The organism is Mesorhizobium sp. B3-1-6, assembly GCF_006439555.1.
Taxonomy (GTDB): Bacteria; Pseudomonadota; Alphaproteobacteria; order Rhizobiales; family Rhizobiaceae; genus Mesorhizobium.
The window spans coordinates 17,134-40,360 of sequence record NZ_VFTM01000045.1; the positions used below are offsets into that span (position 1 = coordinate 17,134).

At 64.0% G+C, this 23,227-nt stretch carries 17 protein-coding genes; 12 read left to right on the top strand and 5 right to left on the bottom strand.

Translation table 11 applies throughout. The features are described 5' to 3' along the window. The first annotated feature begins 187 nt into the window (after positions 1–187). Complete coding sequence (locus FJ414_RS28585; protein ID WP_140647712.1) at positions 188–1,483, top strand: lipopolysaccharide biosynthesis protein; 1,296 nt, start codon at positions 188–190, stop codon at positions 1,481–1,483. A 126-nt stretch (positions 1,484–1,609) separates the two neighbouring features. Here FJ414_RS28585 and FJ414_RS28590 read toward each other — a convergent pair whose 3' ends face one another. Genes FJ414_RS28590 through FJ414_RS28600 form a run of 3 tightly spaced genes read right to left on the bottom strand, consistent with a single transcriptional unit; the run spans position 1,610 to position 4,493 of the window. Next, a complete protein-coding gene (locus FJ414_RS28590; RefSeq protein ID WP_140647713.1) occupies positions 1,610–2,533 on the bottom strand; it encodes a DUF6492 family protein in 924 nt (307 codons plus the stop codon). Continuing rightward, positions 2,530–3,324, bottom strand: coding sequence for a WecB/TagA/CpsF family glycosyltransferase (locus FJ414_RS28595; RefSeq protein ID WP_140647714.1), 795 nt, complete (start codon positions 3,322–3,324; stop codon positions 2,530–2,532). The genes FJ414_RS28590 and FJ414_RS28595 overlap by 4 nt, the downstream gene beginning before the upstream one ends. Beyond that, positions 3,321–4,493: a glycosyltransferase family 4 protein gene (locus FJ414_RS28600; protein ID WP_140647715.1), complete on the bottom strand. Its 1,173-nt coding sequence runs from the start codon at positions 4,491–4,493 to the stop codon at positions 3,321–3,323. The genes FJ414_RS28595 and FJ414_RS28600 overlap by 4 nt, the downstream gene beginning before the upstream one ends. Before the next feature lie 170 nt (positions 4,494–4,663). Here FJ414_RS28600 and FJ414_RS28605 point away from each other — a divergent pair, with 170 nt between their 5' ends. From FJ414_RS28605 to FJ414_RS28630, 6 genes are all read left to right on the top strand, one after another. After that, complete coding sequence (locus tag FJ414_RS28605; protein ID WP_140647716.1) at positions 4,664–5,662, top strand: glycosyltransferase; 999 nt, start codon at positions 4,664–4,666, stop codon at positions 5,660–5,662. Continuing rightward, positions 5,631–6,950 (top strand): O-antigen ligase, encoded by a 1,320-nt coding sequence (locus FJ414_RS28610; protein WP_140647717.1) that lies wholly within the window; start codon positions 5,631–5,633, stop codon positions 6,948–6,950. The genes FJ414_RS28605 and FJ414_RS28610 overlap by 32 nt, the downstream gene beginning before the upstream one ends. A gap of 138 nt (positions 6,951–7,088) precedes the next feature. Further along, positions 7,089–7,904, top strand: a complete 816-nt coding sequence (gene proC / locus FJ414_RS28615) for a pyrroline-5-carboxylate reductase (RefSeq protein ID WP_140647718.1) — start codon at positions 7,089–7,091, stop codon at positions 7,902–7,904. A gap of 320 nt (positions 7,905–8,224) precedes the next feature. Continuing rightward, positions 8,225–9,631: a PTS transporter subunit IIC gene (locus FJ414_RS28620; protein WP_140647719.1), complete on the top strand. Its 1,407-nt coding sequence runs from the start codon at positions 8,225–8,227 to the stop codon at positions 9,629–9,631. A gap of 188 nt (positions 9,632–9,819) precedes the next feature. Then, positions 9,820–10,281: a PTS sugar transporter subunit IIA gene (locus FJ414_RS28625; RefSeq protein ID WP_140647720.1), complete on the top strand. Its 462-nt coding sequence runs from the start codon at positions 9,820–9,822 to the stop codon at positions 10,279–10,281. A 14-nt stretch (positions 10,282–10,295) separates the two neighbouring features. Beyond that, on the top strand, positions 10,296–10,583 hold the full coding sequence (locus tag FJ414_RS28630) for a PTS sugar transporter subunit IIB (protein ID WP_140647721.1): 288 nt from the start codon (positions 10,296–10,298) through the stop codon (positions 10,581–10,583). 7 nt (positions 10,584–10,590) lie between these two features. On the opposite strand, the gene FJ414_RS28635 is transcribed toward FJ414_RS28630, so the two are convergent. Then, on the bottom strand, positions 10,591–11,931 hold the full coding sequence (locus FJ414_RS28635) for an NAD(P)H-dependent oxidoreductase (RefSeq protein WP_140647722.1): 1,341 nt from the start codon (positions 11,929–11,931) through the stop codon (positions 10,591–10,593). A gap of 472 nt (positions 11,932–12,403) precedes the next feature. Here FJ414_RS28635 and FJ414_RS28640 point away from each other — a divergent pair, with 472 nt between their 5' ends. Genes FJ414_RS28640 through FJ414_RS28655 form a run of 4 tightly spaced genes read left to right on the top strand, consistent with a single transcriptional unit; the run spans position 12,404 to position 17,899 of the window. Next, the gene (locus FJ414_RS28640) at positions 12,404–13,792 is read left to right on the top strand and encodes a TolC family protein (RefSeq protein ID WP_226892264.1); all 1,389 of its coding nucleotides are present in this window, start codon (positions 12,404–12,406) and stop codon (positions 13,790–13,792) included. Positions 13,793–13,830: 38 nt separating this feature from the next. After that, positions 13,831–15,963 (top strand): type I secretion system permease/ATPase, encoded by a 2,133-nt coding sequence (locus FJ414_RS28645; protein ID WP_140647724.1) that lies wholly within the window; start codon positions 13,831–13,833, stop codon positions 15,961–15,963. Positions 15,964–15,978: 15 nt separating this feature from the next. Further along, entirely contained in the window at positions 15,979–17,268 is a 1,290-nt protein-coding gene (locus FJ414_RS28650; RefSeq protein ID WP_140647725.1) for an HlyD family type I secretion periplasmic adaptor subunit, read from the top strand. Further along, complete coding sequence (locus tag FJ414_RS28655) at positions 17,258–17,899, top strand: ribbon-helix-helix domain-containing protein (protein WP_140647726.1); 642 nt, start codon at positions 17,258–17,260, stop codon at positions 17,897–17,899. The genes FJ414_RS28650 and FJ414_RS28655 overlap by 11 nt, the downstream gene beginning before the upstream one ends. Positions 17,900–17,985: 86 nt before the next feature. Here the strand turns inward: FJ414_RS28655 and FJ414_RS28660 are convergent, their stop codons facing one another. Then, on the bottom strand, positions 17,986–18,936 hold the full coding sequence (locus FJ414_RS28660; protein WP_140647727.1) for a transglutaminase-like cysteine peptidase: 951 nt from the start codon (positions 18,934–18,936) through the stop codon (positions 17,986–17,988). Positions 18,937–19,259: 323 nt separating this feature from the next. Between FJ414_RS28660 and FJ414_RS28665 the strand changes: the two genes are divergently transcribed. Then, a partial coding sequence (locus FJ414_RS28665; RefSeq protein WP_140647728.1) for a tandem-95 repeat protein occupies positions 19,260–23,227 on the top strand: 3,968 nt, incomplete at its 3' end.

Here is a 23,227-nt window from a genome sequence, read left to right on the forward strand (position 1 = left end):
ACTCTCTGGCGGCTTGGGCGCGCGGATCGGCCAATCGTTAAGCCACGCTAAACAGGCATAGGAAACAAACGGTTAATTTTGCACCTCGGCGGGCAGAGTTTTTCGCCTTGCTCACGGCATTTCAGCGCCGCCGGGACGGGCGCCAGAACGCCGCGTTAAACTTTCCAGCCTATGTATCGCCCCCGACATGACCCAGGCCAGCGACATGCCGCAAAGGCGAAGCTTCGCGCGGATCGGCCACTTCGTGGCCACCCGCCGGAAACTGGTGTCCGACTATTTTTCGGCGATCAGCGGCGCCGGCGGTCGGCTGGTGTTCTCGCTGGCCTATTTCGTGGCTTTGGCCAACACGCTTTCGATCGCCGAGTTCGGCATGTTCGCGACCGCGTCGGCCGCCGGCATCATGCTGTCGCGCATCCTGGCCTTCGGATTCATCTCGGCGCTCTACCGCACCGCCACCATCCGCCCCAACCTGATCGGCACCTTCACCGCCGGTTTCCTGCTTCTCGGCGTCTTGTCGCTGCCGTTCCTCGCCGCCGCATCCTACATCGTCTACCTGATTTTCTTTTCCGGCACCGTGCCGCTGTCGGCTTTCGCCGCGGTCGTCTTCGCGGAGGCGCTTCTGTGGCGACCGGTCGAAGTGGCGCTGATCGTCAACAACGGGCTCGGCAAATTCGGGCGGGCGGCCGTGCTCGCCATCCTGGCGACGGCGCTCAGGGCAGTCGGCGCGATCCTGTTCATGCTTGGCGCGCAGCACAGCATCGGCGTCTGGTCGCTGTTCTACATCGGCGCCAATGCCGCCTCATTCATCGTCGCCTTCGTCTTCTTCTATCCGCGCCAGCGGCTGAGGCTGCGCGCCGAGCTTTATTTCAGGCGGCTCGCCGATTCCATCTATGTCGCCGGATCCGAAGTGCTGTTCTACCTGCAGATGGAATTCGACAAGCTCCTGGTGCTGTCGATCGGTGGGCCGCATCTGGCCGGCATCTACGCCATAATCATGCGGCTGGTCGACCTCACCGCGATCCCGATCCGCACCTTCTCGATGATGCTGGTGCAGCGCATGATGCGTGCGCCGGAGCTTCTGTCGCGGCTGGCGGTCAAGAGCGGCATCGAAGGCGGCGTGTTCCTGGTCTCGACGCTCGCGCTCGTGTCGCTCGGCATCGTGCTGCACTTCTTCCCGAACGCGCTCGGCAAGAATGTCGCCGAGGCAGCGCCGCTGGTGGCGCTGGCGGTCTGCGTGCCCGGCCTGCGCAACCTCGTCGAATACCAGGCCGAGCTTCTCTTCGCGCGCGGCCAGACGGCAGTGCGGGCGATCAATCTCGGCCTGCTCGCCGGCCTGAAAGGTGTGCTGCTGACCTATGTGCTGACAACGATCCCCGACACGGCCAACCTAGTGCTGTCGCTGAACATCGTCTTCCTACTGCTCTATCTCGCCTCGATGCTGCTGACCTATTCGGCGATGCGCCGGCCGGCGAAAGCGATCTGATTCAGGTGAGGCCGGCCTGCAAACAGCGGCTCCCTGCGCTTCCGGTGCTCACGTACTTTAGTACGCTCCGCTCCGGTTCTCGGAAGCCACTGTTTTCGACTCGGCCTGACCTGAATCCCGCGCAGGCTAATCAAGGCCGATCAGGCGGCGGATGCGGCCGATATCGGTGCCGATGAAGGACTGCATGCCGATCGCCACCTGTTGCGGCGCCATGGTGTCGACGAAGCGACGGAATTCCTCATCCGACAGCGGCTCGCCATTCCAATGGACGCGGCAGAATTCCCGCGAGCCGTGGAAATGGCCGGCGCCTTCAAGCACGTCGTCGACATAGCGGCCATAGATCATGCATTCGGAGAACTGGCGCGCCGAACCGACGACGCCGACCCAGTCGCGGCCATGCACCTTCTCGATGCGCTCGCACATCGCGTTGACCGTCTCGCGGCGCCAGGCGATCAGCGTCGAGATGTAGTCGTGGCTCGATTGATTGGCAGAATCGATGCCGAGCGCGGCACCGGCATTGCGCGACCAGATGCGATGCTCGTCATGTCCATCGTTCGACAGCACGCCGTCGCGCCGGAACAGCCGCACCTTGCCGTCGCGCCAGAAAGCGCCGGTATCGAAGGGTTTCAGGAAGGCGACGTCGGAATCGCAGAAGACCAGCACGTCTTCCTTTGCCTGCCCGGCAATGGCGATACGGCGCAGCTGCTGCACATGCCAGCCGCGCAGCGGCTGCGTTTTGAGGCTCAGCCAGACGCGGCGGCGGAAACCGCTCAGCGGATCGTCGAACACGCGCAGCCAGCGCGGCAACAGGTCCCGCTCGTCGACGATGCTGCGACGGCTGCCTTCCAGCTGGCGAAACAGCGCGACGTCGCGATGCTCGGTGAGGATGTAATGATGCGCCACGCCGGTGACATGGCGGTCGATGGTTTCACACAGAAGCCGGCAGCGCTCGAAATCGGGAGCGTAGCTCGCCGTGACGATCGCAGCCAGGGGCATGCGCGGCAGCGGTTCGATGGCGGTGGAGGTGCCCGGCACGAAGCGGCTGTTCACCGGCGCGCGTCCGCTGGCCGCGGCCCGAGCGACAGCTTCTGCCTGACGACGCGCCACAGGAAGACCGGATTGCCGACGATGTAGCGGCGCCACAGGCGGCCGGGCTCGATCCACAGGCGAAACAGCCATTCAAGCCGCAGCCGGCGCAGCCATAGCGGCGCGCGCGGCACAGAGCCGCTCATGAAATCGAGCAGCGCGCCAACCGCGACCGGCAGGGTGCAATGGCGGCTGTCGATGTGGCGTTCGATCCACAATTCCTGGCGCGGAACGCCCATCGCGACGAGGAGCACGTCGGGCCGCAGCCTGGCGATGCGCTCGATGACCGCCGGCTCCTCGGCGGCGGAGAAGAAGCCGTCATGGATGACGACGAATTCGTGCTGCATGGCGAGCGTCGAAAGCTTCGCACACGCGGCTTCGGCATTGGCGCGCGTCGTGCCGAGCAGCGCCACCGTCAGCGGGTGCGACGAGGCCTGCAGGAAGGCCGGAATGAAATCGGTGCCGTTGAGGTTGCTGGGGAAAGGCGCGCCGTAAAGCAGCTTTGCCGCCATGTCGACGCCGACGCCGTCGGGCAGGATGAGGAAGTTTTCCAGCGCCTCGGCAAAGACGGGATCGGTGCAGGCAAGGTTGGCATTGTGGGCGTTGAGGAAGCTCACCTTGGTGAAGCGGCGCTCGTCGATCAGCCTGGTGAGCAAGGTGATGGCCTCGTCCCAGCGTATGGCAAGCACGGGAATGCCCAAAATGGTCTTGAGCGTGTCGAAGCCGAAGGCGGCGCGCGCGGTGTGCATGTTCATGCGGCGACCTCCTGCCTGACGGCGCCGAGCTTCTCCAGGCCAAGCCCGATCGCGGCATCGAGCGCCTTGAGCTGGCGGCGATGGAAGGCGCTGCCGTCGTCGTCGCGGACATTGGCCGCGGCCGCCTGGAGAGCAGCGGCGAAGGCAATCGGATCGTCGGTCACCACGCAATTGTCGGGACGATAGCCGATGCCGCGCAGCGAGCGGCTGGTGGCGACGGACGGTAGGCCGAGCTCGAAGGTCTCGATGGTCTTCAGCTGCACCCCGCTGCCTGCGGTGCTGATCAAGGGAATGACGGCGGCGCCGCGCACGAAGGCCTGCGCGTCAGGAACCCTGCCGACGAAGGAAACGCCAGGATGCGGCGAGCTGACGCCGGCAGGCAAGTGGCCTGCGATCCTGACGCGGAAATCCGGCTTCAGATGCGGCACGACCTTGCTCAGGAACCAGTCGAGCCCGATGCGGTTCGGCTGCCAGGTCCAGGTGCCGATCAGCGCGGCGTCGCAATCGACATGGCGCTTCGCCTTGCTTGCGGGCGCCTGCGCGCGGGTCACCAGCGGCAGCACCGCCGAGCGTCGGTCGGAGGCGACGCCAAGTGCGGCGCGGTCTTCCTCGGCCAGCGTGAAGACAAAGCGTGCGGCGCCGCAGAGGCGCTCCTCCATGACCTTGAGGAGCCTGGCCTCGCGGCGGAACATCCAGCGCTGCAGCGCGCTGCCGGCCGCGGCGGCATTTTCCTCTGCCGAGCGATGCTCGACATTGTGCGCGACAAAGACCAATGGACGGTCGGCGAGCGCCTTTTCGAAAGCGCCGGCGAACTGCACCGAGTTCAGGACGTAGCCATCGAAGGGACCGGCGCGCTCGATGGCGGCGCGGACTTGCGCATCGGCAACGACGCGCAGCTTGACTGAAGAAAAGGTAAGGCCGGAGAGAATCGCCTTGCCCAGCCAGGCAAGCTTGCGCAGCGGCGAAGCGCTTTCGGTGCGGACCTCGACGGCGTCGAGCACGATGGTGTTCTGGGGATCGGACGGGGTCTTCCCTGGCCAGATGAAGCCTATCACCGTCACGCGCACGCCGGCCCGCCGCAGCGCGTCGATGATCGCGGCGTTGGCAATCTCGTAACCCGAGGCGAGGGCGCCATCAGGCACGATCGATGTGGCGAACAGCAGATGCATTTCACCTATCCTTGGCTGCAGCCGGTAGCAAAACGCGGTGAAGCCTTGATTAAATGGCACTGTCAAAGGCCGAAGACCCGACTTTTCCGACAGGCGGACGACAAGGTGATTAACGAAGCGTTATCACCGCGATGCTATCGAGGGCCCGGAACCCACGCTGCTGGAAACGGATGATCCCTTTGCCGTCCGACGCTTCTGTATCGATCGCGGGGCGGTCGCCGGGGCTTGCCGCCGAGACCGTCGAGGCGGTCGTGACGCTGCCGACCTTCAAGCGGCGGAAGCAGGTGCTGGAAACCCTGGCTTCGCTCAAGGCGCAGCGGACCGACAGGCGCTTCGCCGTCATCGTCATGGAAAACGAGGCCGAGGCGCGCGAGGGCGCCAAGGCGGTGTTGCCGCTGTTCGAAAGCGGCGAGATGTCAGGCATCGTGATCATCGCGCATGAGCGTGGCAATTGCAGCGCCTACAATGCCGGCTGGCAGACGGCGATCCTGCAGTTTCCCAATTTCAAGCACCTTTTGGTCATCGACGATGACGAGATCGCCGAGCCAGACTGGCTGGAGCGCATGTGCAACGCCGCCGAGAGCCTCGGCGCCGACATCGTCGGCGGCCCGCAAGTGCCGGTTTTTGCCGATCCGAGCCATGCCAGATGGGCCGAACATCCGGTCTTTGCACCACCCTATCGTGAAACGGGCCGCGTGCCGGCGCTTTATTCATCCGGCAACCTGCTGGTGGGGCGCAACGTGCTTCAGGCGATGGGACCGCCCTTCCTCGATCTGCGGTTCAATTTCATGGGCGGCGGCGATTCCGACTTCCTCAGTCGCTCCGCGCAGAAAGGCTTCGTGCTCGGCTGGTGCGCCGAGGCAAAGGTCAACGAGACCGTTCCGGCCCGGCGCGTCGAGGCCGACTGGATCCGCGCCCGCAGCCTGCGCAATGGCGTGATCTCTACGCTGGTCGAAAAGAAGAAGCGGGCCGGCACGCCGCTTGCCGGCCTCAAGGTTTTCCTGAAGAGCCTGGCGCTGCTTGCGGCCTCGCCGTTGCGCGGCGCCGTCCGGCTGGCGCGCACCGGCTCGCTGACGAGCGGCCTCTACCCGGTCTATGTCGCGCTCGGCCGGGTGCTTGCCGAATTCGGATATGCCAATGAGCAATACCGACAGCCTGAGAAGAATTGAGCGCGCCCCGCTCAGCGCCGCCTTCACCAGGGAAGGTCTGGCGACGGCTGTCGCCGCGCTGTTGTTCACCGTCATCATCGTCTCGTTCCGGCCCTTCCAGCCGGCAGGCGCGGAGCTGACCGGCGACGGCGGCGACATCGTCAACCAGCTCGGCTTCGGCTCGCTCGGCGCGGTCTCCATCTTCTCGCTGCTCGCCTTCGCCGATCCGCGCGTGGTGCGCTCGCTGGTGAGCCCGTCCTGGGCGCTGATGCTGGGCTTCTTCTTCCTGTCGGTGGTGCTCGCCACCGATCCGCCCGCGGCGATGCGCGCCGCCTCCTTCACCATGATCGGCATCATCACAATGGCGACGATCCTGGTGCTGCCGCGCGACGCCGACTCCTTCGCCAGGGTGGTGATCTTCACCGCCGTCGTGGTGATCGGCCTTTCCTATATTGGACTGATCGTCTTCCCGCATGAGGCGCTGCATACCGCCGACTCGCAGGAGCCCGAGCATGCCGGCCTGTGGCGCGGCGTCTTCACGCACAAGAACATCGCCGGTCCGGTGATGGCCTGCTTCAGCTTCGCCGGGCTCTATCTGTTCCGGCGCGGCCAGCGCTGGTGGGGCGCCGGCATCTTCTGCGCGGCGATGATCTTCATGCTCCACACCGGCTCCAAGACGACCGCCGGGCTGATCCCGTTCTCGATCATGATCGTGGTGCTGCCCAGCCTCATCGGCATGCGGCTGGGCACGCCGATCCTGTTCGCGCTGGCGATCGTGGCCACGGCCGTCGGCACGCTCGGCATCGTCTTCATCCCACCGGTGAAGCATCTGGCGGCGATCTATTTCCCGAACCTGACCTATACGGGACGCACGACGCTTTGGGAGTTCGCCGGCGAGATGCTGGCGAAGAAGCCATGGACCGGCTACGGCTATGAAAGCTTCTGGGGCACGCCGCTGCTGCTCAACCAGGATCAGCCCTTCGACCGGCCCTGGGATATCCGCACCATCGTTCATGGCCATGACGGCTATCTCGACATCGCCGTGCTGATGGGCATCCCGGCGCTCTGCGTCACCGTCTACACCTTCCTGATCGCCCCCTTGCGCGACTACATGCGCATCCCGGCGCGCAAGGAAAACATCTTCCTCGGCGATTTCTTCATGATGGTGGTGCTGTTCACGGCGCTGAACGGTTTCCTGGAGAGCTTCTTCTTCCACCGCGGCGATCCCGTCTGGCTGTTCTTCGTGCTGGGCGTGCTTGGCTTGAGACAAGTCTCGCTGCGGCCGATCCCGGTTCGCCCTTCAAACTAATTGGTTACGCAATTCCGGACGGAAAACCGCTGGACACTTTTCCTGGAATTGCTTCGACCTGGCCGATCGATCTCCTGCCAACTGCCCTTTTCCGTTGCGGCGCAACCGTCTAAGGAGGGCCTTCTTACGGAGGTTTTCATGACGATCAGGCTGGTTCTCGCCGGTTGCGGCAATATGGGTTACGCCATGCTCTCGGGCTGGCTGAAATCCGCCAAGCTCGAGCCGCGAGCGGTGTTCGTGGTCGAGCCCAACGCGGAACTGCGCCGGCGCGCCGAACATCTCGGCTGCCACGCCGCGGCCGACGCTGCAGCTATCCCGGCCGACGCCGTGCCCGATCTTGTCGTCATCGCTGTAAAGCCGCAGGTGATCCGCGAGGTGACGGCGCACTACAAGCGTTTCGGCGACGGCAGGACCAGCTTTCTCTCCATCGCCGCCGGCACGCCGGTCGCCACCTTCGAGGAAATTCTGGGCGAGCTCGCGCCGGTGATCCGCTGCATGCCGAACACCCCGGCGGCGATCGGCAAGGGCATGATGGTGGTGTTTTCCAACCCGCTGGTCTCGGACGACGTCCGCCGTTTCGTTGCCGAACTGCTTTCGGCGAGCGGCGTCGTGACGACGATCGACGACGAAGGCCTCATGGACGCCGTGACCGCCGTCTCCGGCTCCGGCCCGGCCTATATCTTCCACTTCATCGAGGCGTTGACGGTTGCGGCCGAGAAGGCCGGCCTGCCCGCCGCGACCGCCAAGCTGCTTGCCATGCAGACCGTCTTCGGCGCCGCCTCGCTTGCCGCCGAAGCAGACGAGGAGCCGGGCGTGCTGCGCCAGCAGGTGACCAGCCCCAACGGCACGACCGCCGCCGCGCTTGCCGTGCTGATGGGCGGCGACCGGCTGACGAAGCTCGTCACCGAAGCCGTGGAAGCGGCGCGGCTCAGGTCGATAGAGCTGGGGAAGTAGCACCCTAACACGATCCGGGAAACAGCCCAGTTGGCATGCGCCCAGCCGGCCAGGCCGGATCGACGATTGCTACACCGGCTAACCGGTTCCCCAAACAATCGGTGGGTTTCCCTTTGGCCCAAGGATTGCCGATTGACTTTGGCATAGGTCACCCAGATAAAACTTTCGTTCGCTGACAGAAGCAAATGTTCATTCGCTCGACTGAACATGCCGGACTCGTCGGCGAGTGGGGAGTGCCTCGGCCGGGAGGGCCGAGGCGTCATTGAGTTGCGGGCATCATTCATGCTTCGAGCCGAAGCCGATGCCCCTGGGGAGGTAGAATGGACACCATACTTGCAGGCTTAAAGGGAGCTATCGACACGCTCGGCGCGACAGTGCTCTTGCCGATCGTCATTTTCATCATCGCCGTGGTCCTTGGAGCCAAGGTCAGCAAGGCCTTCCGCGCCGCCATCACGATCGGCGTCGCGTTCATCGGCATCAACCTCGTGCTCGGCCTGATGTTCACCTCGATCGGCGACGTCGCCAAGGCGATCGTCACCAACACCGGCATCCATCGAGACATCATCGATGTCGGCTGGCCATCCGCCGCCGCGATTGCTTTCGGTTCGTCGGTCGGCCTCTGGGTCATTCCGGTCGGCATCCTGGTCAACATCGTGCTTCTGCTCACGCGCATGACACGCACGCTCAATGTCGACGTCTGGAATTTCTGGCATTTCGCCTTCGTCGGCTCGCTGGTCGTCGCCGCCACCAACAATCTGGCATACGGCATCATCATTGCGGCGCTTGTCGCGGCGCTTGCGCTGCTCTTCGCCGACTGGTCGGCGCGCGCGGTGCAGCAGTTCTACGGCGTGCCCGGCATTTCCGTGCCGCATCTCGCCTCGGCGCAGATCCTGCCGATCGCCATCGTCCTCAACTGGATCATGGACCGTATCCCCGGGATCAACCGCATCAACATCAGCACCGAGACCATCGAGCGCCGCTTCGGCGTCTTCGGCGAGCCGGTGATACTCGGGCTCATCATCGGCCTGGTGCTCGGCCTGATCGCCTTCTACAACGCCGGCGATCTCGGCACCGTGCTGGCCAAGGTGCTCGGCACCGGCATGACGCTGGCGGCGGTGATGCTGCTTTTGCCGCGCATGGTGAAGATCCTGATGGAAGGCCTGCTCCCGGTTTCGGACGCCGCGCAGGAATTCGTGCGCAAGCGCACCGGCGACCGCGAGCTGCTGGTCGGGCTCGACTCCGCCATTCTGATCGGCCATCCGGCGGCGATCTCGTCGTCGCTGATCCTGGTGCCGATCGCAATCATCCTGTCGATCATCCTGCCCGGCAACCGCGTCATCCTGTTCGCCGACCTCGCCGTCATTCCGTTCATCGTCGCGATGACCGCGCCGCTGGTCAGGGGCAACGTCTTTCGCATGGTCGTCATCGGCACCGTGACGCTGGCCGTCGGCTTCTACGTCGCCAACGCGCTGGCGCCGCTGTTCACAAGTGCTGCCGTCGCGTCGGGCTTCAAGCTGCCGGCGGATGCGCTGCAGATCACCTCCGTGGTCGACGGGTTCCTCTGGGTTCCTTATGTGATCATCGAAGCCATCCAGGGGCTCGGCGTTATCGGTATCGTCATCATCGCGGTGGTCATCGCGGCGCTGTTCCTGTTCTACCGCCGCAACCCGCTCGGCTGGGAACGCGCCGCCGGCGCCGAGGACGAGCCGGCCGAAGGCACTGCCTGAGCCGGTTTAGATCGTGATGGCGTTTCGTTGAATCGTCGTCACGATCCAACTTTTTGTTGGAGCATGATCTTTCTCCGAAAACCGGTTCCCACTTTTTCGGGATCATGCTCCAGCCTGAAACTGAAACGATCGCGCGCCGCGAAGCCGATACGGCGGGGCGCACGGCCCGCATCGATGGAGAGTAGCCCTTGTCGAATGGCCTGATCCAACTGCTGGACCCCGAGGCGGTCGTCCTCGGCTCCGACGCTTCGACCAATGAGGAGATCATCCGCATCCTGGCCTCCAGGCTGGAGGCGCTGGGCTACGTCAAGAGCAGCTACGCCGACGCCGTCGTGCGGCGCGAGATGACGATCCCGACAGGCCTGCCGCTGGAGCGCGCCGACAATGTCGCGGTTCCGCACACCGACCCCGAACATGTGCTGAAGCCGGGGGTGGCGATGGGCACGCTCAAGCGACCCGTCACCTTCGCCAATATGGAAGATCCCGACGAGAAGCTGCCGGTGGGCTTCGTGTTCCTGCTTGCCATCAATGACAAGGACAAGCAGATTGACACGCTGCAGACCGTCATGGCCACCATCCAGAATCCCGCGGCGCTGGATGGCTTGAGGACGGCCAGGACCTTCGATGACGTCCGCGCCATTCTCAGCTGACAAGAGGAAAGAACATGTCCAGACAGAAAACCATTCTTTTTGCCTGCGGCACGGGCGTCGCGACCTCGACGGCGGTCAATGCCGCGGTGACCGAGGCAATGAAGAAGCGCGGCCTCACCTTTCACGCGCAGCAGGCCAAGGCCACGGAAGTGCCCGGACTGGCCGATAGCGTCGACTTTATCGTCGCCACCACGCCCATCTCGGCATCCGTGACCAAGCCGGTGATCAAAGGGCTCCCCTTCCTCACCGGCATCGGCAAGGACAAGGCGCTTGACGACATCGAGGCGGAGCTGCGCAAATAGCAGCGGCTCAGCCTGACAGGGCTGGTGAAGCAACCTTCGCTCCGTAGAGCATGTCATCCTGCAGCCGGCGCAGGGCGTAGAGCCTCGTCGTCCGGTCCGGCGCAGCATTGTCCTCGGTCAACAACGCACCCTTCCTGACAGACTTCAGCACCTTGCCGCCTTCGAGCAGACCGACCGGCACGGCACGACTGGCGCGCGCATCGGCAATCGTCATGGTCCAGGAGCGGTAGCAGGTCTCGCCGATGGCATCGAAGGTCTCGCCCGCGGCAAGGTCGCGCTTGGCGACCGCGCAGACTTCGGCCACCGGTCTCGCCAGAGGCACCATGTCGGGCTTGCCGTGGAGCATGATGCGGGCGGCGGTGAGCGGCACCTCCAGCGAAGTCAAGTGAAAGGGCCGGAACAAGCCGTAATAGGGGCCGTGGCCGACATGGAGATCGTCCAAGCGCTCGACAACGCGCGGATGCATCGCCTCGACGATGACGAAGACGCCGGGCGCCACGCCCTTGCCGATCGTATAGTCGACGACGCCCTTCCTCGACAGGAGGCCGCCGTCCTCCCGTGGGATCAAAACCTTGGCCAGTTGATCGCGATCGGCCTTGGGGCCGTGCATGCCGGGGACATCCGGGACCAGGCCGGTGGCATTGGCGATGGCGCACATCTCGACCATGGTTTTCGAGCCATCGACGAACTCGACCAGCATGCGCGGGTTCATGTTGCGCCGCGCCGCCTCTTCCCGATAATCGTCCGGAACGGCGTCATGGTTGAGCGGATTGTTCTTGCCCTTGCCGGCCGCGACGATGCCTAGCCCAAGCGCCGAGGCGAACTCGATCAGTTCCATGCAGCTCGACGGCTCGTCGCCCGCGCCGACCGAATAGACGACACCCAACCGGTCGGCCTGATGCTTCAGGTAGCAGCCGATGGTCACGTCGGCCTCGACATTCATCATCACCAGATGCTTGCCATGCTGCATGGCCATCAGGTCGAAATCGGCAGCGACGCCGGGTTTGCCGGTGGCGTCGATGACGACGTCGATCAGCGGGTTGGTGACCAGCATCTCGTTCGAGGTGATGGCGATCCTGCCGCTCTCGATCGCCCGGGTGACCCCGGAGCCGGTCTCGGTCTCGGCCGCCATCGCCTCGTCGCCATAGGCGATGCGGATCGCCTCGCGGGCGGTGTGCGGGCGCCGCGTGGAAATGGCCGCGATCGAAATGCCCGGCATCAGCATGCCCTGCGTCACCAGATCGGTACCCATCTCGCCGGACCCGATGACGCCGATGCGCACCGGCCTGCCCTCGGCGGCGCGCCGGGCAAGATCGCGGGCAAGCCCGGTCAAGGCGACATTGGTCATGCAAGAAAATCCACGGCTTTTTTGCTTCGGCCCGCAATACAGGGAACGATCCGCTTTTGCCAATCAAACCAGGCTGGAACGGCGATTTCTTGCGCATGCTTTGCAAGGCCGCAGCAGATTTTGCGGGAGCTTGTGCATGGCCGCCGCACGATTCGCCGTTTCTTTCCGGCCATTAACCATTGCAGCGCTCTTTGAACGGGAAAAGTCCGACGGCCGCCCCCGGTTTCTGTGCCATTTTTGCTACAGGTTTTGGCCCTAATGTCCGAAATCGTACTTTTAAGGGGTGTCTAATCCATTATATGCTCACAACCTCGAAAAATCTGATAGATACTGGCCGAAAGCTCCGGTGGCAGGCTTGGGCAAATAAGCGCCAATAAAAAAATAACGGCGCGGGGATAGTCGCGGGGTAGAAATGACCAGGACGGGTAAAATTACCGTCGGCTGGCGCGTTGCGCTTGCTGTCACGGTGTCAATGCTGGCTTGTGGTAGCGCCAGCGCACTCACACTCAAAGAAGCCGTTGCCGTCGCTGTGGAATCCAATCCGGAGATTGGACAGGCGATCGAAAACCGCGAAGCGATCGAATTCGAGCTGCGACAGGCCAAAGGCCTTTATCTTCCCAGCGTCGATCTGGAAGCATCGACCGGCGTTCGCCGCCTGGACAACGATACACGGCGAGCGCTCGACCAGGATCATGAAGCGCTTTATCCGAACGAGGCCGATCTCACGGTCTCGCAGACGCTTTATGACAGTGGCGCAAGGCGGGCCGAACTGAACCGCCAGGCCTCGCGGGTCGACGGCGCTTCCTTCAGGGTTCTGGAACGGTCCGAGTTCATCGGGCTCGCAGTCGTCCAGGACTATCTGGAATACATGCTGCAGGCTTCGATCGTGGCCGAAGCCAAGAAGAACCTTGGCTTTCATCAGTCCATCCTCGGCGACATCAAGCAAGGCATCGCGGGCGGCGCGCTCAACGACGCCGACCGGCAGCAGGCCGAGGAACGCCTTTATGCGGCCAAGGCGCGGATGCAGGAAGCGACCGAAGAACTCGAGGCGGCCAAGATCCGCTTCTTCAAGAATGTCGGCAAGCCGCTGACCAACGCGTCGCGGCCGGCCGATGTCGCAGCCGCCCTGCCGCGGTCGCTGGACGATGCGATCGGGCTCGCCAGGCAGAACAATCCACGCGTCCATATGGCCAACAGCGACATCGATGCCGCCGCTTCGCTGGTCGACGCGGCGCGGGCGAAATACGGCCCGACGATCACCGCCGAAGGCGTCGCCCGGGGCGGCTATGACATCGACGGCGACAATGGCGACGCGAGCGACCTGCAGGCCCGGGTGGTGCTGCGCTGGAACCTCTATCGCGGCGGCATCGACAAGGCCAACGAACAGGAACAGATCCGCCGCACCAGCGAGCAGCGGCTTGCGATGCACCAGGTGCTGCGCGAGATCGAGGAAGCCGTGCGCACCTCGTGGGACCGCCGCTTCCGCCAGGCGGAACTGGCAAAGACGCTGCGGCAGCAGGCAGCCACCAATGAAAAGCTGGTCGCCTCCTATCGCGAGCAGTTCAAGGTCGGGCAGCGCTCGCTGCTCGATGTGCTCGATGCCCAGAACACGCGCTTCAACACCGCGACACTGGCCGACACGTCGTCCTACGCGTCGCTGTTTGCCCAGTACCGGCTGCTGGCCGCGACCGGCGAATTGCTGAAGACACTCAACATCCAGCCGGCCAAGCAGGCCGCGGCCTACGCCCGTGAGGAATTCGGTGTGCCGGCTACGGCCGATACCGAGACCTATGCGCGGACGCCGTCGGAGCAGAAGAACGATCTGCCGTTCGACATCCTCGCGCCGGTCAGGAAAAAGTAGCCGATGTAGCGTCGATCTTCGGTCCTTCGGGGCGGATCGTGAACCAGCAACCTAATATCCTATCGCCCAAGGAGGCTTTCAAAGCCTGCTTCTGCGCTGTCGCTGCCTATCTCGGCAGGCCGAGCGCGGAAACCGTGCTGTTCGCCGGCGTGCCGATTTCGGAGACGCGCATCGAGCCCGACGAAATCCGCCACCTGGCCGAGCGCATCGGCCTGGAGGTCCAGGATTTCAGCCATCGCGATTTCCTGCGTGGCCGCTTCGATCTTCCGGCCATCATCTTCCGCGTCAGCCAATTGCCGGTCGCCCTCCTGGCGGAAATGGAGGACGGGCAATATCTGACGGCGCCGCAGGAAAACGGCCGCACCACGATCGCCAGGTCGGAACTCGCCGAAAGCTATATCAGCGGCGGCACATCCTTCTCGATCACCTATGCCAACCAGGCCGAAGAGATGACGGTCGGCACCGCGGCGCGGATCGAAAGGCGCCACTGGCTGACCGGCACCATGGGGTCGTTCTGGCGCACCTATTCGAAAGTGGTGCTGTCGGCGGTGTTCATCAATCTTTTGGCGATCGCCTCGCCGATCTTCACCATGAACGTCTACGACCGGATCCTGCCCAACAAGGCGATCTCGACCCTGTGGGTGCTGGCGCTCGGCATCGGCGCGGCCATCCTGTTCGACCTGCTGCTCAAGACGGCCAGGGCGTCGCTGATCGACTATGCCGGCCGCAAGGCGGATCTGCGTATCTCCTATCTGCTGTTCGAAAAAGTGCTGAATTCCTCGCTTTCGGCGCGGCCCGGGTCGACGGGCGAATATGCAAACCGCGTCACGCAATACGAGTTCGTGCGCGAGTTCTTCACCTCGAACACGGTCAGCGTCTTCATCGATACGATCTTCGTCTTCGTCTTCTTGGCTGTCATCTATGCCATCGGCGGCTGGCTGGTGATCATACCGGCGTTGGCCTTCGTCATCTCCGTCATCGTCGGACTGATCACGCAGCGGCGAATCGGCAAGCGGGTCGCGGCCTCGATGAACGAGGCGTCGCAACGCCAGGCGCTGCTGGTCGAGTCCATTTCAACGCTGGAGACGATCAAGTCCCTGCGCGCCGAAGCCTATCTGCTGCGCAAATGGGGCGAGCACTCGAAGAACGCGGCCAACACGTCGGAGAAAATCAAGGAGCTCTCGGCGGCGGCGGGCAACATCACCGGCGCCATCCAGCAATTCGTGACGGTCGCCCTGGTGGTTGGCGGCGCCTATGCGTTCTCGGAAGGCCATGTCTCGACAGGCGCCATCATCGGCACCGTCATGCTGGCCGGCCGCGCCGTGGCGCCGCTCGGCCAGATCGCCATCACGCTTGCCCGGTTCCGCCAGGCCATGCTGTCGCTCAGGATCATCAACACGATCATGTCGCAGCCAGAGGACCGCCCCGATACGGTCGGTTTCGTCAATCGGCCGATCCGCAGCGGGGCGCTGGTCTTCAAGAATGTCGGCTTTGCCTATCCGGGCACGGAAAACGAGGTTCTGAGCGGGCTCAACATCGCGGTCAGGCCCGGCGAGCGGGTCGGCATCATCGGCCGCATCGGTTCCGGCAAGACCACGATGGGCCGGCTGATCGGCCGGCTTTTCCTGCCGACGTCGGGGGAGTTGCTGCTCGACGGCATCGACATCCGCCAATACCACCCCTCGGAGGTCCGCGCCGCGGTCGGCATCGTCGCACAGGCCGGCGACCTGTTTTCGGGAACCATCAAGGAGAACCTCTTGATGGCGGCGCCGGAAGCCACCGACGAGGAGATCATCGATGCGGCGAAGGCCGCCGGCGTCGACGACTTCGTCTCGCGGCATCCGCGCGGCTACGACATGAATGTCGGCGAGCGGGGCACCAGTCTCTCGGGCGGACAAAGGCAGGCGGTGGCAATCGCGCGACTGCTTTTGACCAAGCCGAAGATCGTCTTCCTCGACGAGCCATCGGGTTCGATGGACCTCGCTTCCGAACGGCAGTTGATCAAGCAGCTCAAGGTGGCGTTCGACCGCAGCACGACGCTGATCGTGTCGACCCATCGCTACAGCATGCTGGAACTTGCCGACCGCCTCATCGTCATCGACCAGGGCCGCGTCGTCGCCGACGGGCCGAAGGAACAAGTCATCCAGGCATTGCAGAAGGCAAATGCCTGACCGGAACGCATGGACATGCTAGCAAGGGAAGACCGGCCACCCCTATTCGCCTCGGCGTCCGTCTACATCGTCGGAGCGCTGTTCGTGTGTTTCACGGCCTGGGCGTCGTTCGCCGAGGTGGACGAGATCGCGCGCGGCGACGGCAAGGTGATACCCGCTTCGAAGACGCAGATTATTCAGGCCAGCGAACCGGGCGTCGTGCAGGAGATCGCCGTCCAGATCGGCCAGACCGTCAAGAAGAACGACCTCATCATCCGTCTCGACAATTCGGGCAACACTTCGAGCCTTGGCGAAGAGAAGGCCAAGGCGCGAGCGCTGCAGGCGCGCATCGCCAGGCTGCAGTTCGAGCAGAGCGGCAGTGTCGAAGGGTCGTTTCCCTGCCCTGTGGAAATCCAGAAAGTCGCGCCGGAGATCTGCGACAACGAGCAAAAGCTGCTCGTGGCGCGCCGCGACAATTTCGAGGTCAAGCTGTCGGTTCTCAAATCGCGCCTCGACCAGCGCGAGAAGGAGCTGGACGAGGCCACCGCCAATGCCGACCGCCTGTCCAAGAGCCTTGCCGTCACCGACCAGGAAGCGGCGCTGGTCGAACCCATGGTCAAGAAAGGCCTGATGGCCAGGACCGAACAGATCCGCGTCGAGCGGGAACAGACCGACCTTCACGGGCAGTTGATCCTGGCCGGCGAGACCATCAAGAAGACCAAGTCGGCTATCACCGAGGCGCAGCTTCAGGTGAACGAATTGGGCCTGCAATTGCAGCAGGAGGCGTTGAGCGACCTGACGCAGGCGCTCGCCGATCTTTCCGTGGTCGACGAAACCATCCGCGGCGCCACCGACAAGGTGGCGCGCACCGACATCCGCTCACCGGTCGACGGCATCGTCAACACGCTCGACGTCAACACGCTCGGCGCCTTCGTGCAGCCAGGCGCGGTCGTGGCCGGCATAGTGCCGACCTCCGAAACGCTGCTGGTCGAGGCCAGGGTTTCGCCGCGCGACGTCGCCTTCATCCAGCCGAACCAGGAGGCGCTGATCAAGGTCACGGCCTATGATTTCTCGATCTTCGGCGGCATCGAGGGCAAGGTCTCCAACATCACCGCCGACAGCCTCGTCGACCAGAAGACGGGCGAGCCCTACTACCAGGTGCGGGTCGCCACCGAGAAGTCGACGCTGACAAGGAACGGCAAGACCTATTCGATCATCCCCGGTATGATCTGCTCGGTCGACATCAAGACCGGACGCAAGACGATCCTCAACTATCTTTTGAAGCCCATCAACAAGGCGCGTCAGGAGGCAATGAGTGAACGATAGCGCCATCCATCCCGACACCTCGCGCGAACGGCTGCTGCCGGCGCTCGCGGCCGAGGATTTCGGCCCGGAATTTCGCGTCGTGGCGCGCGGCGGCGTGCGTCGCGGCATCCGGCTGGAGCGCGCCTTCTGGGTGTCGCTGAAGCAGATGGCCGAAAGCCGAAAATGCACGATCGGCATGCTGGTCGAGGAGATCGCCGAACACCATCCCGACCAGGGCAATCTCACCTCGGCGATCCGCGTCGCCTGCATGCGCGGCCTCGCCGAGGAAAGCATGGAATTGCGCAAGCTCGCTTCGATCCGCACGATCAACGCAATCCTGATCGCCTGCCCCTCGCCCGCCTTCGCGCTGTCTTCGTCGAAGAAGATCCTGGCCTTCAACACGCCGTTCCAGCAACTGGTCAGGCGTCAGTTGCCGAGCGCGCCGGGCGAGGATGGGCGCCAGGACCTGAAGCTGGCGCTCGACCTCAACGTTCCCGACATCTTCGCCCGCCTCGACGCCAATGGCGAAACGCCGGTCACCAGCGGCTTCGTGATCGGCGCGGGCGAGCGCCGCTATCGCGGCCAGCTCAGCGCCGTGCGCGCGCCTGTCACCGATCCGGAACTGCTGATGGCTTTCGTCTACAACGGGTAGGAAAATTCCAGGAACAAAGGCGCGTCGCGGCTTCCCTGGCGGGATCGAGCGGTTCTGCGTCCTGGTGGAACGTCGACCGCTACAGTCTACTGCCTCAGGCTCGAAGCCGCCGATGGTTCCGGCGAGCCTTCACCCGGAGCGACGGTCGCGAAGCCGCCGGTGATGTCGGCGATCTGCGCGCCGGACTTCGACCCATGGATCCAGGCGCGATCCGTGCTGAAGGAATAGAGCGGAACATAATCGGGCAGTTCGCTGTCACGCAAGACGGCGTTGCCGAGGCTGTCGAGGATGAAGGCGCCGCTTCCTGTGCTTACCGACAGGACGGCGTGGAAGAACTTGCGGCGGCGATCCTGGAGCACCACGAGCGACATGCTCTGCGCCGGGATCCCGGCCCTGAGCAGCGCCGCCATCTTGAGTATGGCGAAATCCTCGCAATCGCCGGCGCGATGTTCGAGGATTTCCGAAGGCTTCGCCCAATAGTCGAGCTTGCCGTAGACGACGCTGTCCTTGCGATAGGCGATCAGGCGGTTGATGCTGCTGTTGACGAAAGCGAGCTTCTCGCGAAAACCCTTGTCGGCGGCAATGTTGATGATCTCGGCGAAAGCCGGGCTCTCGCGGTCGCAGACGCTGCCGGCGGTGCAATCGACGATGGCCTTGTAGACGGGAGTCCAGCGCGCCGCGACCGGAAAGTTGCGCATCGACAAAGCGACGGAGCCGAAGACGCCGGGGATGATCGCGGCGGTCTGGATCGGGTCGATGCCGGGATCAGCCTCGGCGCTCGAGCGCGCTTCAACCGCGTAAGCCGCTGCCGGCGCGTAGCCTGCCGAAACCTCCGCGATCCGGTAAGCGGTGGCCGCCCGCCAAGGCAGCGGCCGGGCCAGCGAAACACCGCCGAGGCTCGCCGGCCCAAGCACCTTTTGCTGGACCGGATCCGGGCCCGGATTCGCGTCGGCCGACGATGGATTTGCCAAACCGGCAAGGCCGATCGCCAGCAAGAGAACCTTGATCCCCGTCGGGGCTGCTTTTTGTATTTTCATAACGCCCACCTTTGACTGTGGACGCTACCAATCTTGTCTCAAATTATCGGAAAGGAAGGTAGGTAAATTTCCGCGAATCACTCTATTCTGTTTTGCGTCAAATTTTATTCAAATTTATACTTTCATTTACCAAGGCGGAGGCGCGCGGCGCGGTCAATCCCGCCTTCCTTAAGATCATGCATATCCAGATATATCATCGCGATTTACCAAGTGTAAAAAATGCGATTCTCTACATATTCGAGTATATGAAATAGATTGAATGTCTGTTGCAAAGTCCAGGCCTGACATGTCTCTTTCCGGGAAATGCCGGAGGGGCTTTAGCTATGACAACCAATATCGAATTCGACGCCGTTTCAAATTCCTGGGACGAGCACACGAGTGCTGGTGAAAATCATATCTCGACGGGTGTCCAGGTCGCGCAGGCGACCACCGGCCAGGCGGCGACTGAGCCAGTGCCGGTCGATGTCGGCAGCGGCGCGCCGGCCCAAGGCGCGGCCAATGCGCCGGCCGATGCCAAGGCCCCTGCTTCCAACGCTCCCGCAACGGCGGCAAATGCAGCGGCAGGGAATATCCCGCATGAATATCACGTCGAGGCCGGCAACGTCGTAAAGCTTCCGGCCAGCGTGTCGATCGACAACATCAAAGTCGACGGACATGATCTCGTCCTCACGCAGCCCGACGGATCCCAGATCGTCATCAAGGACGCCGCGCTGAATGTGCCGACCTTCATCCTCGGCGACGTCGAGGTGCCGCGCGTGGCCCTGATCGCCGCGCTCGAGGCAAGCCATGTCGATGTCGCCTTCGGCGCCGACGGCTCGATCTCGGCTGGCGGCAACGGCTCGCCGGGCAGCGCGGGCGGAAATTTCGAACATCCCGCAGGTGGGATCGGCGACGGCTTCGGCCTGACGTCGCTGCTGCCGCCGACGGACCTGGCGTTCGGCCAGCCGGAGCACCGCGAGCTGTTCCCGGGATTGCTGCCGGACTCGACGCCGACGATCCTCGACCTGACGCCATCGACCAGCGGCGGCGACACCACCGTCAACGAGAAGGGGCTGCCGGCAAGCTCAGGATCGGAAGGCTCGGGCGAGGCGCAGGATCCCGCCGCCAACACCGACCAGTCCGAGATCAACAGCGGCAACTTCACAATCACCTCGCCCGACGGCATCGGCTCGGTGAACATCAACGGCACGAATATCTCAGGCGCCGAGCTTGCCAACAGCGCGTCGACGCCGATCAACATCACCACGCCGCTCGGCAAGCTGACCATCAACGGCTACGACGCCGCCACCGGCCAAGTGAGCTACACCTACACGCTGGAGCATAGCGCGCAGCATCCGGACGGCGCCGGTACCAATTCCACCTTCGACAACTTTACGGTGACAGTCACCGACAGTGACGGTGACGTCTCGCTCCCCGGCACGCTTTCGGTGCAGATCGTCGATGACGTGCCGACTGCCCATAATGATGTGGCTACGCAGGCAGCCGAAAATGCCCCGGTGACGGTGAACGTGTTCGCCAACGACGTACCCGGCGCCGACGGCGTCAACATCGTCGATCCGACGAAGGTGAGCCTGGTGGCGAACTCGCTGACGGGCTCCGGCACGGTCACCTATCACAATGACGGCACCTTCACCTACACGCCGGCCGCCGGCGAACAGGGCACGGTGACGTTCCAGTACCAGATCGTTGATGGCGACGGCGACCCGTCGGTGGCGACGGTGACGATCAATCTGAAGCCGGATTCGACGCCCACCATCGATGTGACGCCGCAGAATCCCGATGCAAACGGCCACAGCGCGGCGAGCGAGGCCGGCCTTCCGCCGCATGACGGCCTGCCTGCGGGTTCGGGCGAAATCGCCGACAACGACGCCAACAACAACAGCGACACCAGCGAGACCACGACCGGCGCGCTGGCTATCACCACGGGCGGCGACACGATCGGCCACCTCTACGTGACCGACAAGGACAATACCCAGATCGAGGTGACGAACGCGGCCGGCGGCATCCTGGTGCACGGCCAGTATGGCGACCTGACCATCACCGGCACGCCGGGGACCGGCTACACCTATTCTTACACGCTGCTCGACAGCACCACCGGTAACGGCACGCATGACGATTTCGCCGTCAAGGTTGTCGATTCCGACGGCGACCCTGCCAACACCACACTTACCATCGACATCGTCAACGACGTGCCGACGGCGCATGACGATTTGGCTACGCAAGGCACCGAAAATGCCCCGGTGACGGTGAACGTGTTCGCCAACGACGTGCCCGGCGCGGACGGCGTCAACATCGCCGACCCGACGAAGGTGAGCCTGGTGGCGAACTCGCTGACGGGCTCCGGCACGGTCACCTATCACAATGACGGCACCTTCACCTACACGCCGGCCGCCGGCGAACAGGGCACGGTGACGTTCCAGTACCAGATCGTCGATGGCGACGGCGACCCGTCGGTGGCGACGGTGACGATCAATCTGAAGCCGGATTCGACGCCCACCATCGATGTGACGCCGCAGAATCCCGATGCGAACGGCCACAGCGCGGCGAGCGAGGCCGGCCTTCCGCCGCATGATGGCCTGCCTGCGGGTTCGGGCGAAATCGCCGACAACGACGCCAACAACAACAGCGACACCAGCGAGACCACGACCGGCGCGCTGGCTATCACCACCGGCGGCGACACGATCGGCCACCTCTACGTGACCGACAAGGACAACACCCAGATCGAGGTGACGAACGCGGCCGGCGGCATCCTGGTGCACGGCCAGTATGGCGACCTGACCATCACCGGCACGCCGGGGACCGGCTACACCTATTCTTACACGCTGCTCGACAGCACCACCGGTAACGGCACGCATGACGATTTCGCCGTCAAGGTGGTCGATTCCGACGGCGACCCTGCCAACACCACACTTACCATCGACATCGTCAACGACGTGCCGACGGCGCATGACGACACGGACGCGGCGCAGTCCGGCGAGACCGTGACCGGCAATGTCGAGGCCGGAACGAGCACGCATGGCCTCGGCGCGGCAGACACGGCTGGAGCGGACGGTATCGCATCCATCAGTTGGACGAACGCCCAAGTGAACGCCGGCGTGACGACAGTAACGGGCACGCATGGTGTGCTGACGGTCTTCGCCAATGGCGAATACAGCTATCAGGCCAACCCGAACACGCCCACTGGCACTGACGTCTTCAACTACACCATCACCGACGGCGACGGCGATACCTCGCCGGCGACGCTGACGATCGAGGTGACCGGCAGCCAGCCGCGTGTGGTGGCGGAGGTTGCGGCGGTCAACGAGGCGGGCATCGACACAACACCACCGGTCGGCGACCTTGGCCCCGGGACGGTGGACGGCTCGCATGCGGGCGACGGCTCGGAGACGACGACGGGCAAGTTGACCTTCTCGGATCCTGACGGGGCGACCGTGACCGGTGTTCAGGCCGGCAATATCGTCGGCGACGTGAACGGCAATGTCGGCACGAATATCAATGGCACATACGGCATCCTGCACGTCAACGCGGATGGCACCTATAGCTATACGCTGACGTCGCCGGAGGCGAATGTCCCGGCGGGCAACGACGGCGCCAACGTGCAGCCCGGGCAGGACGTGTTCACGTTCACGGTAACCGACAGCTTCGGCAATACATCCACTTCGACCATATCGATCAATATCACGGACGATGTGCCCACGATCTCGAATGCGGTGGTCGGCAGCTCGGTGACGCTCGACGAGACCAACAACGGCCCGACGACGGACGGCGTGCTGAACCCGGCGATCATGACGGCCACGAGCGCTGCGGCGATCGTGACGCTGACCTCGAACTACGGCGCCGACGGCGCCGGCTCGACGGGCTATGCGCTGTCGGTGACGAACGCGACCTCCGGACTTGCAACGGCGCAGGGCGACCATCCCATCACGCTGGTGCAGGTCGGCAACACGATCGAGGGCCAGTACAACGATGGCGGCACGCACACCGCCTTCACGGTGTCGATCGGCGCGGATGGCAAGCTGACGGTGGTGCAGAACGTCGCGCTCGAACACCTGATCGATGGCGGCCCGGCCGCCTACAACGACGCACTCAACCTTGACGGCAAGATCGCCGTGACGGCGACGGTGACGGACGCCGATGGCGACACCGCCTCCACCGGCGCCATCAACATCGGCGGCGCCGTCACCTTCCTCGACGACGGCCCCACGATCTCGAATGCGGTGGTCGGCAGCTCGGTGACGCTCGACGAGACCAACAACGGCCCGACGACGGACGGCGTGCTGAACCCGGCGAT

Bases quoted from the DNA above. Each gene is read 5' to 3' on its own strand.
- FJ414_RS28585 (WP_140647712.1), top strand. From the start codon at position 188: ATGACCCAGGCCAGCGACATGCCGCAAAGGCGAAGCTTCGCGCGGATC.
- FJ414_RS28595 (WP_140647714.1), bottom strand. From the start codon at position 3,324: ATGAACATGCACACCGCGCGCGCCGCCTTCGGCTTCGACACGCTCAAG.
- FJ414_RS28600 (WP_140647715.1), bottom strand. From the start codon at position 4,493: ATGCATCTGCTGTTCGCCACATCGATCGTGCCTGATGGCGCCCTCGCC.
- FJ414_RS28605 (WP_140647716.1), top strand. From the start codon at position 4,664: ATGATCCCTTTGCCGTCCGACGCTTCTGTATCGATCGCGGGGCGGTCG.
- FJ414_RS28610 (WP_140647717.1), top strand. From the start codon at position 5,631: ATGAGCAATACCGACAGCCTGAGAAGAATTGAGCGCGCCCCGCTCAGC.
- proC (WP_140647718.1), top strand. From the start codon at position 7,089: ATGACGATCAGGCTGGTTCTCGCCGGTTGCGGCAATATGGGTTACGCC.
- FJ414_RS28620 (WP_140647719.1), top strand. From the start codon at position 8,225: ATGGACACCATACTTGCAGGCTTAAAGGGAGCTATCGACACGCTCGGC.
- FJ414_RS28630 (WP_140647721.1), top strand. From the start codon at position 10,296: ATGTCCAGACAGAAAACCATTCTTTTTGCCTGCGGCACGGGCGTCGCG.
- FJ414_RS28635 (WP_140647722.1), bottom strand. From the start codon at position 11,931: ATGACCAATGTCGCCTTGACCGGGCTTGCCCGCGATCTTGCCCGGCGC.
- FJ414_RS28640 (WP_226892264.1), top strand. From the start codon at position 12,404: ATGCTGGCTTGTGGTAGCGCCAGCGCACTCACACTCAAAGAAGCCGTT.
- FJ414_RS28650 (WP_140647725.1), top strand. From the start codon at position 15,979: ATGCTAGCAAGGGAAGACCGGCCACCCCTATTCGCCTCGGCGTCCGTC.
- FJ414_RS28660 (WP_140647727.1), bottom strand. From the start codon at position 18,936: ATGAAAATACAAAAAGCAGCCCCGACGGGGATCAAGGTTCTCTTGCTG.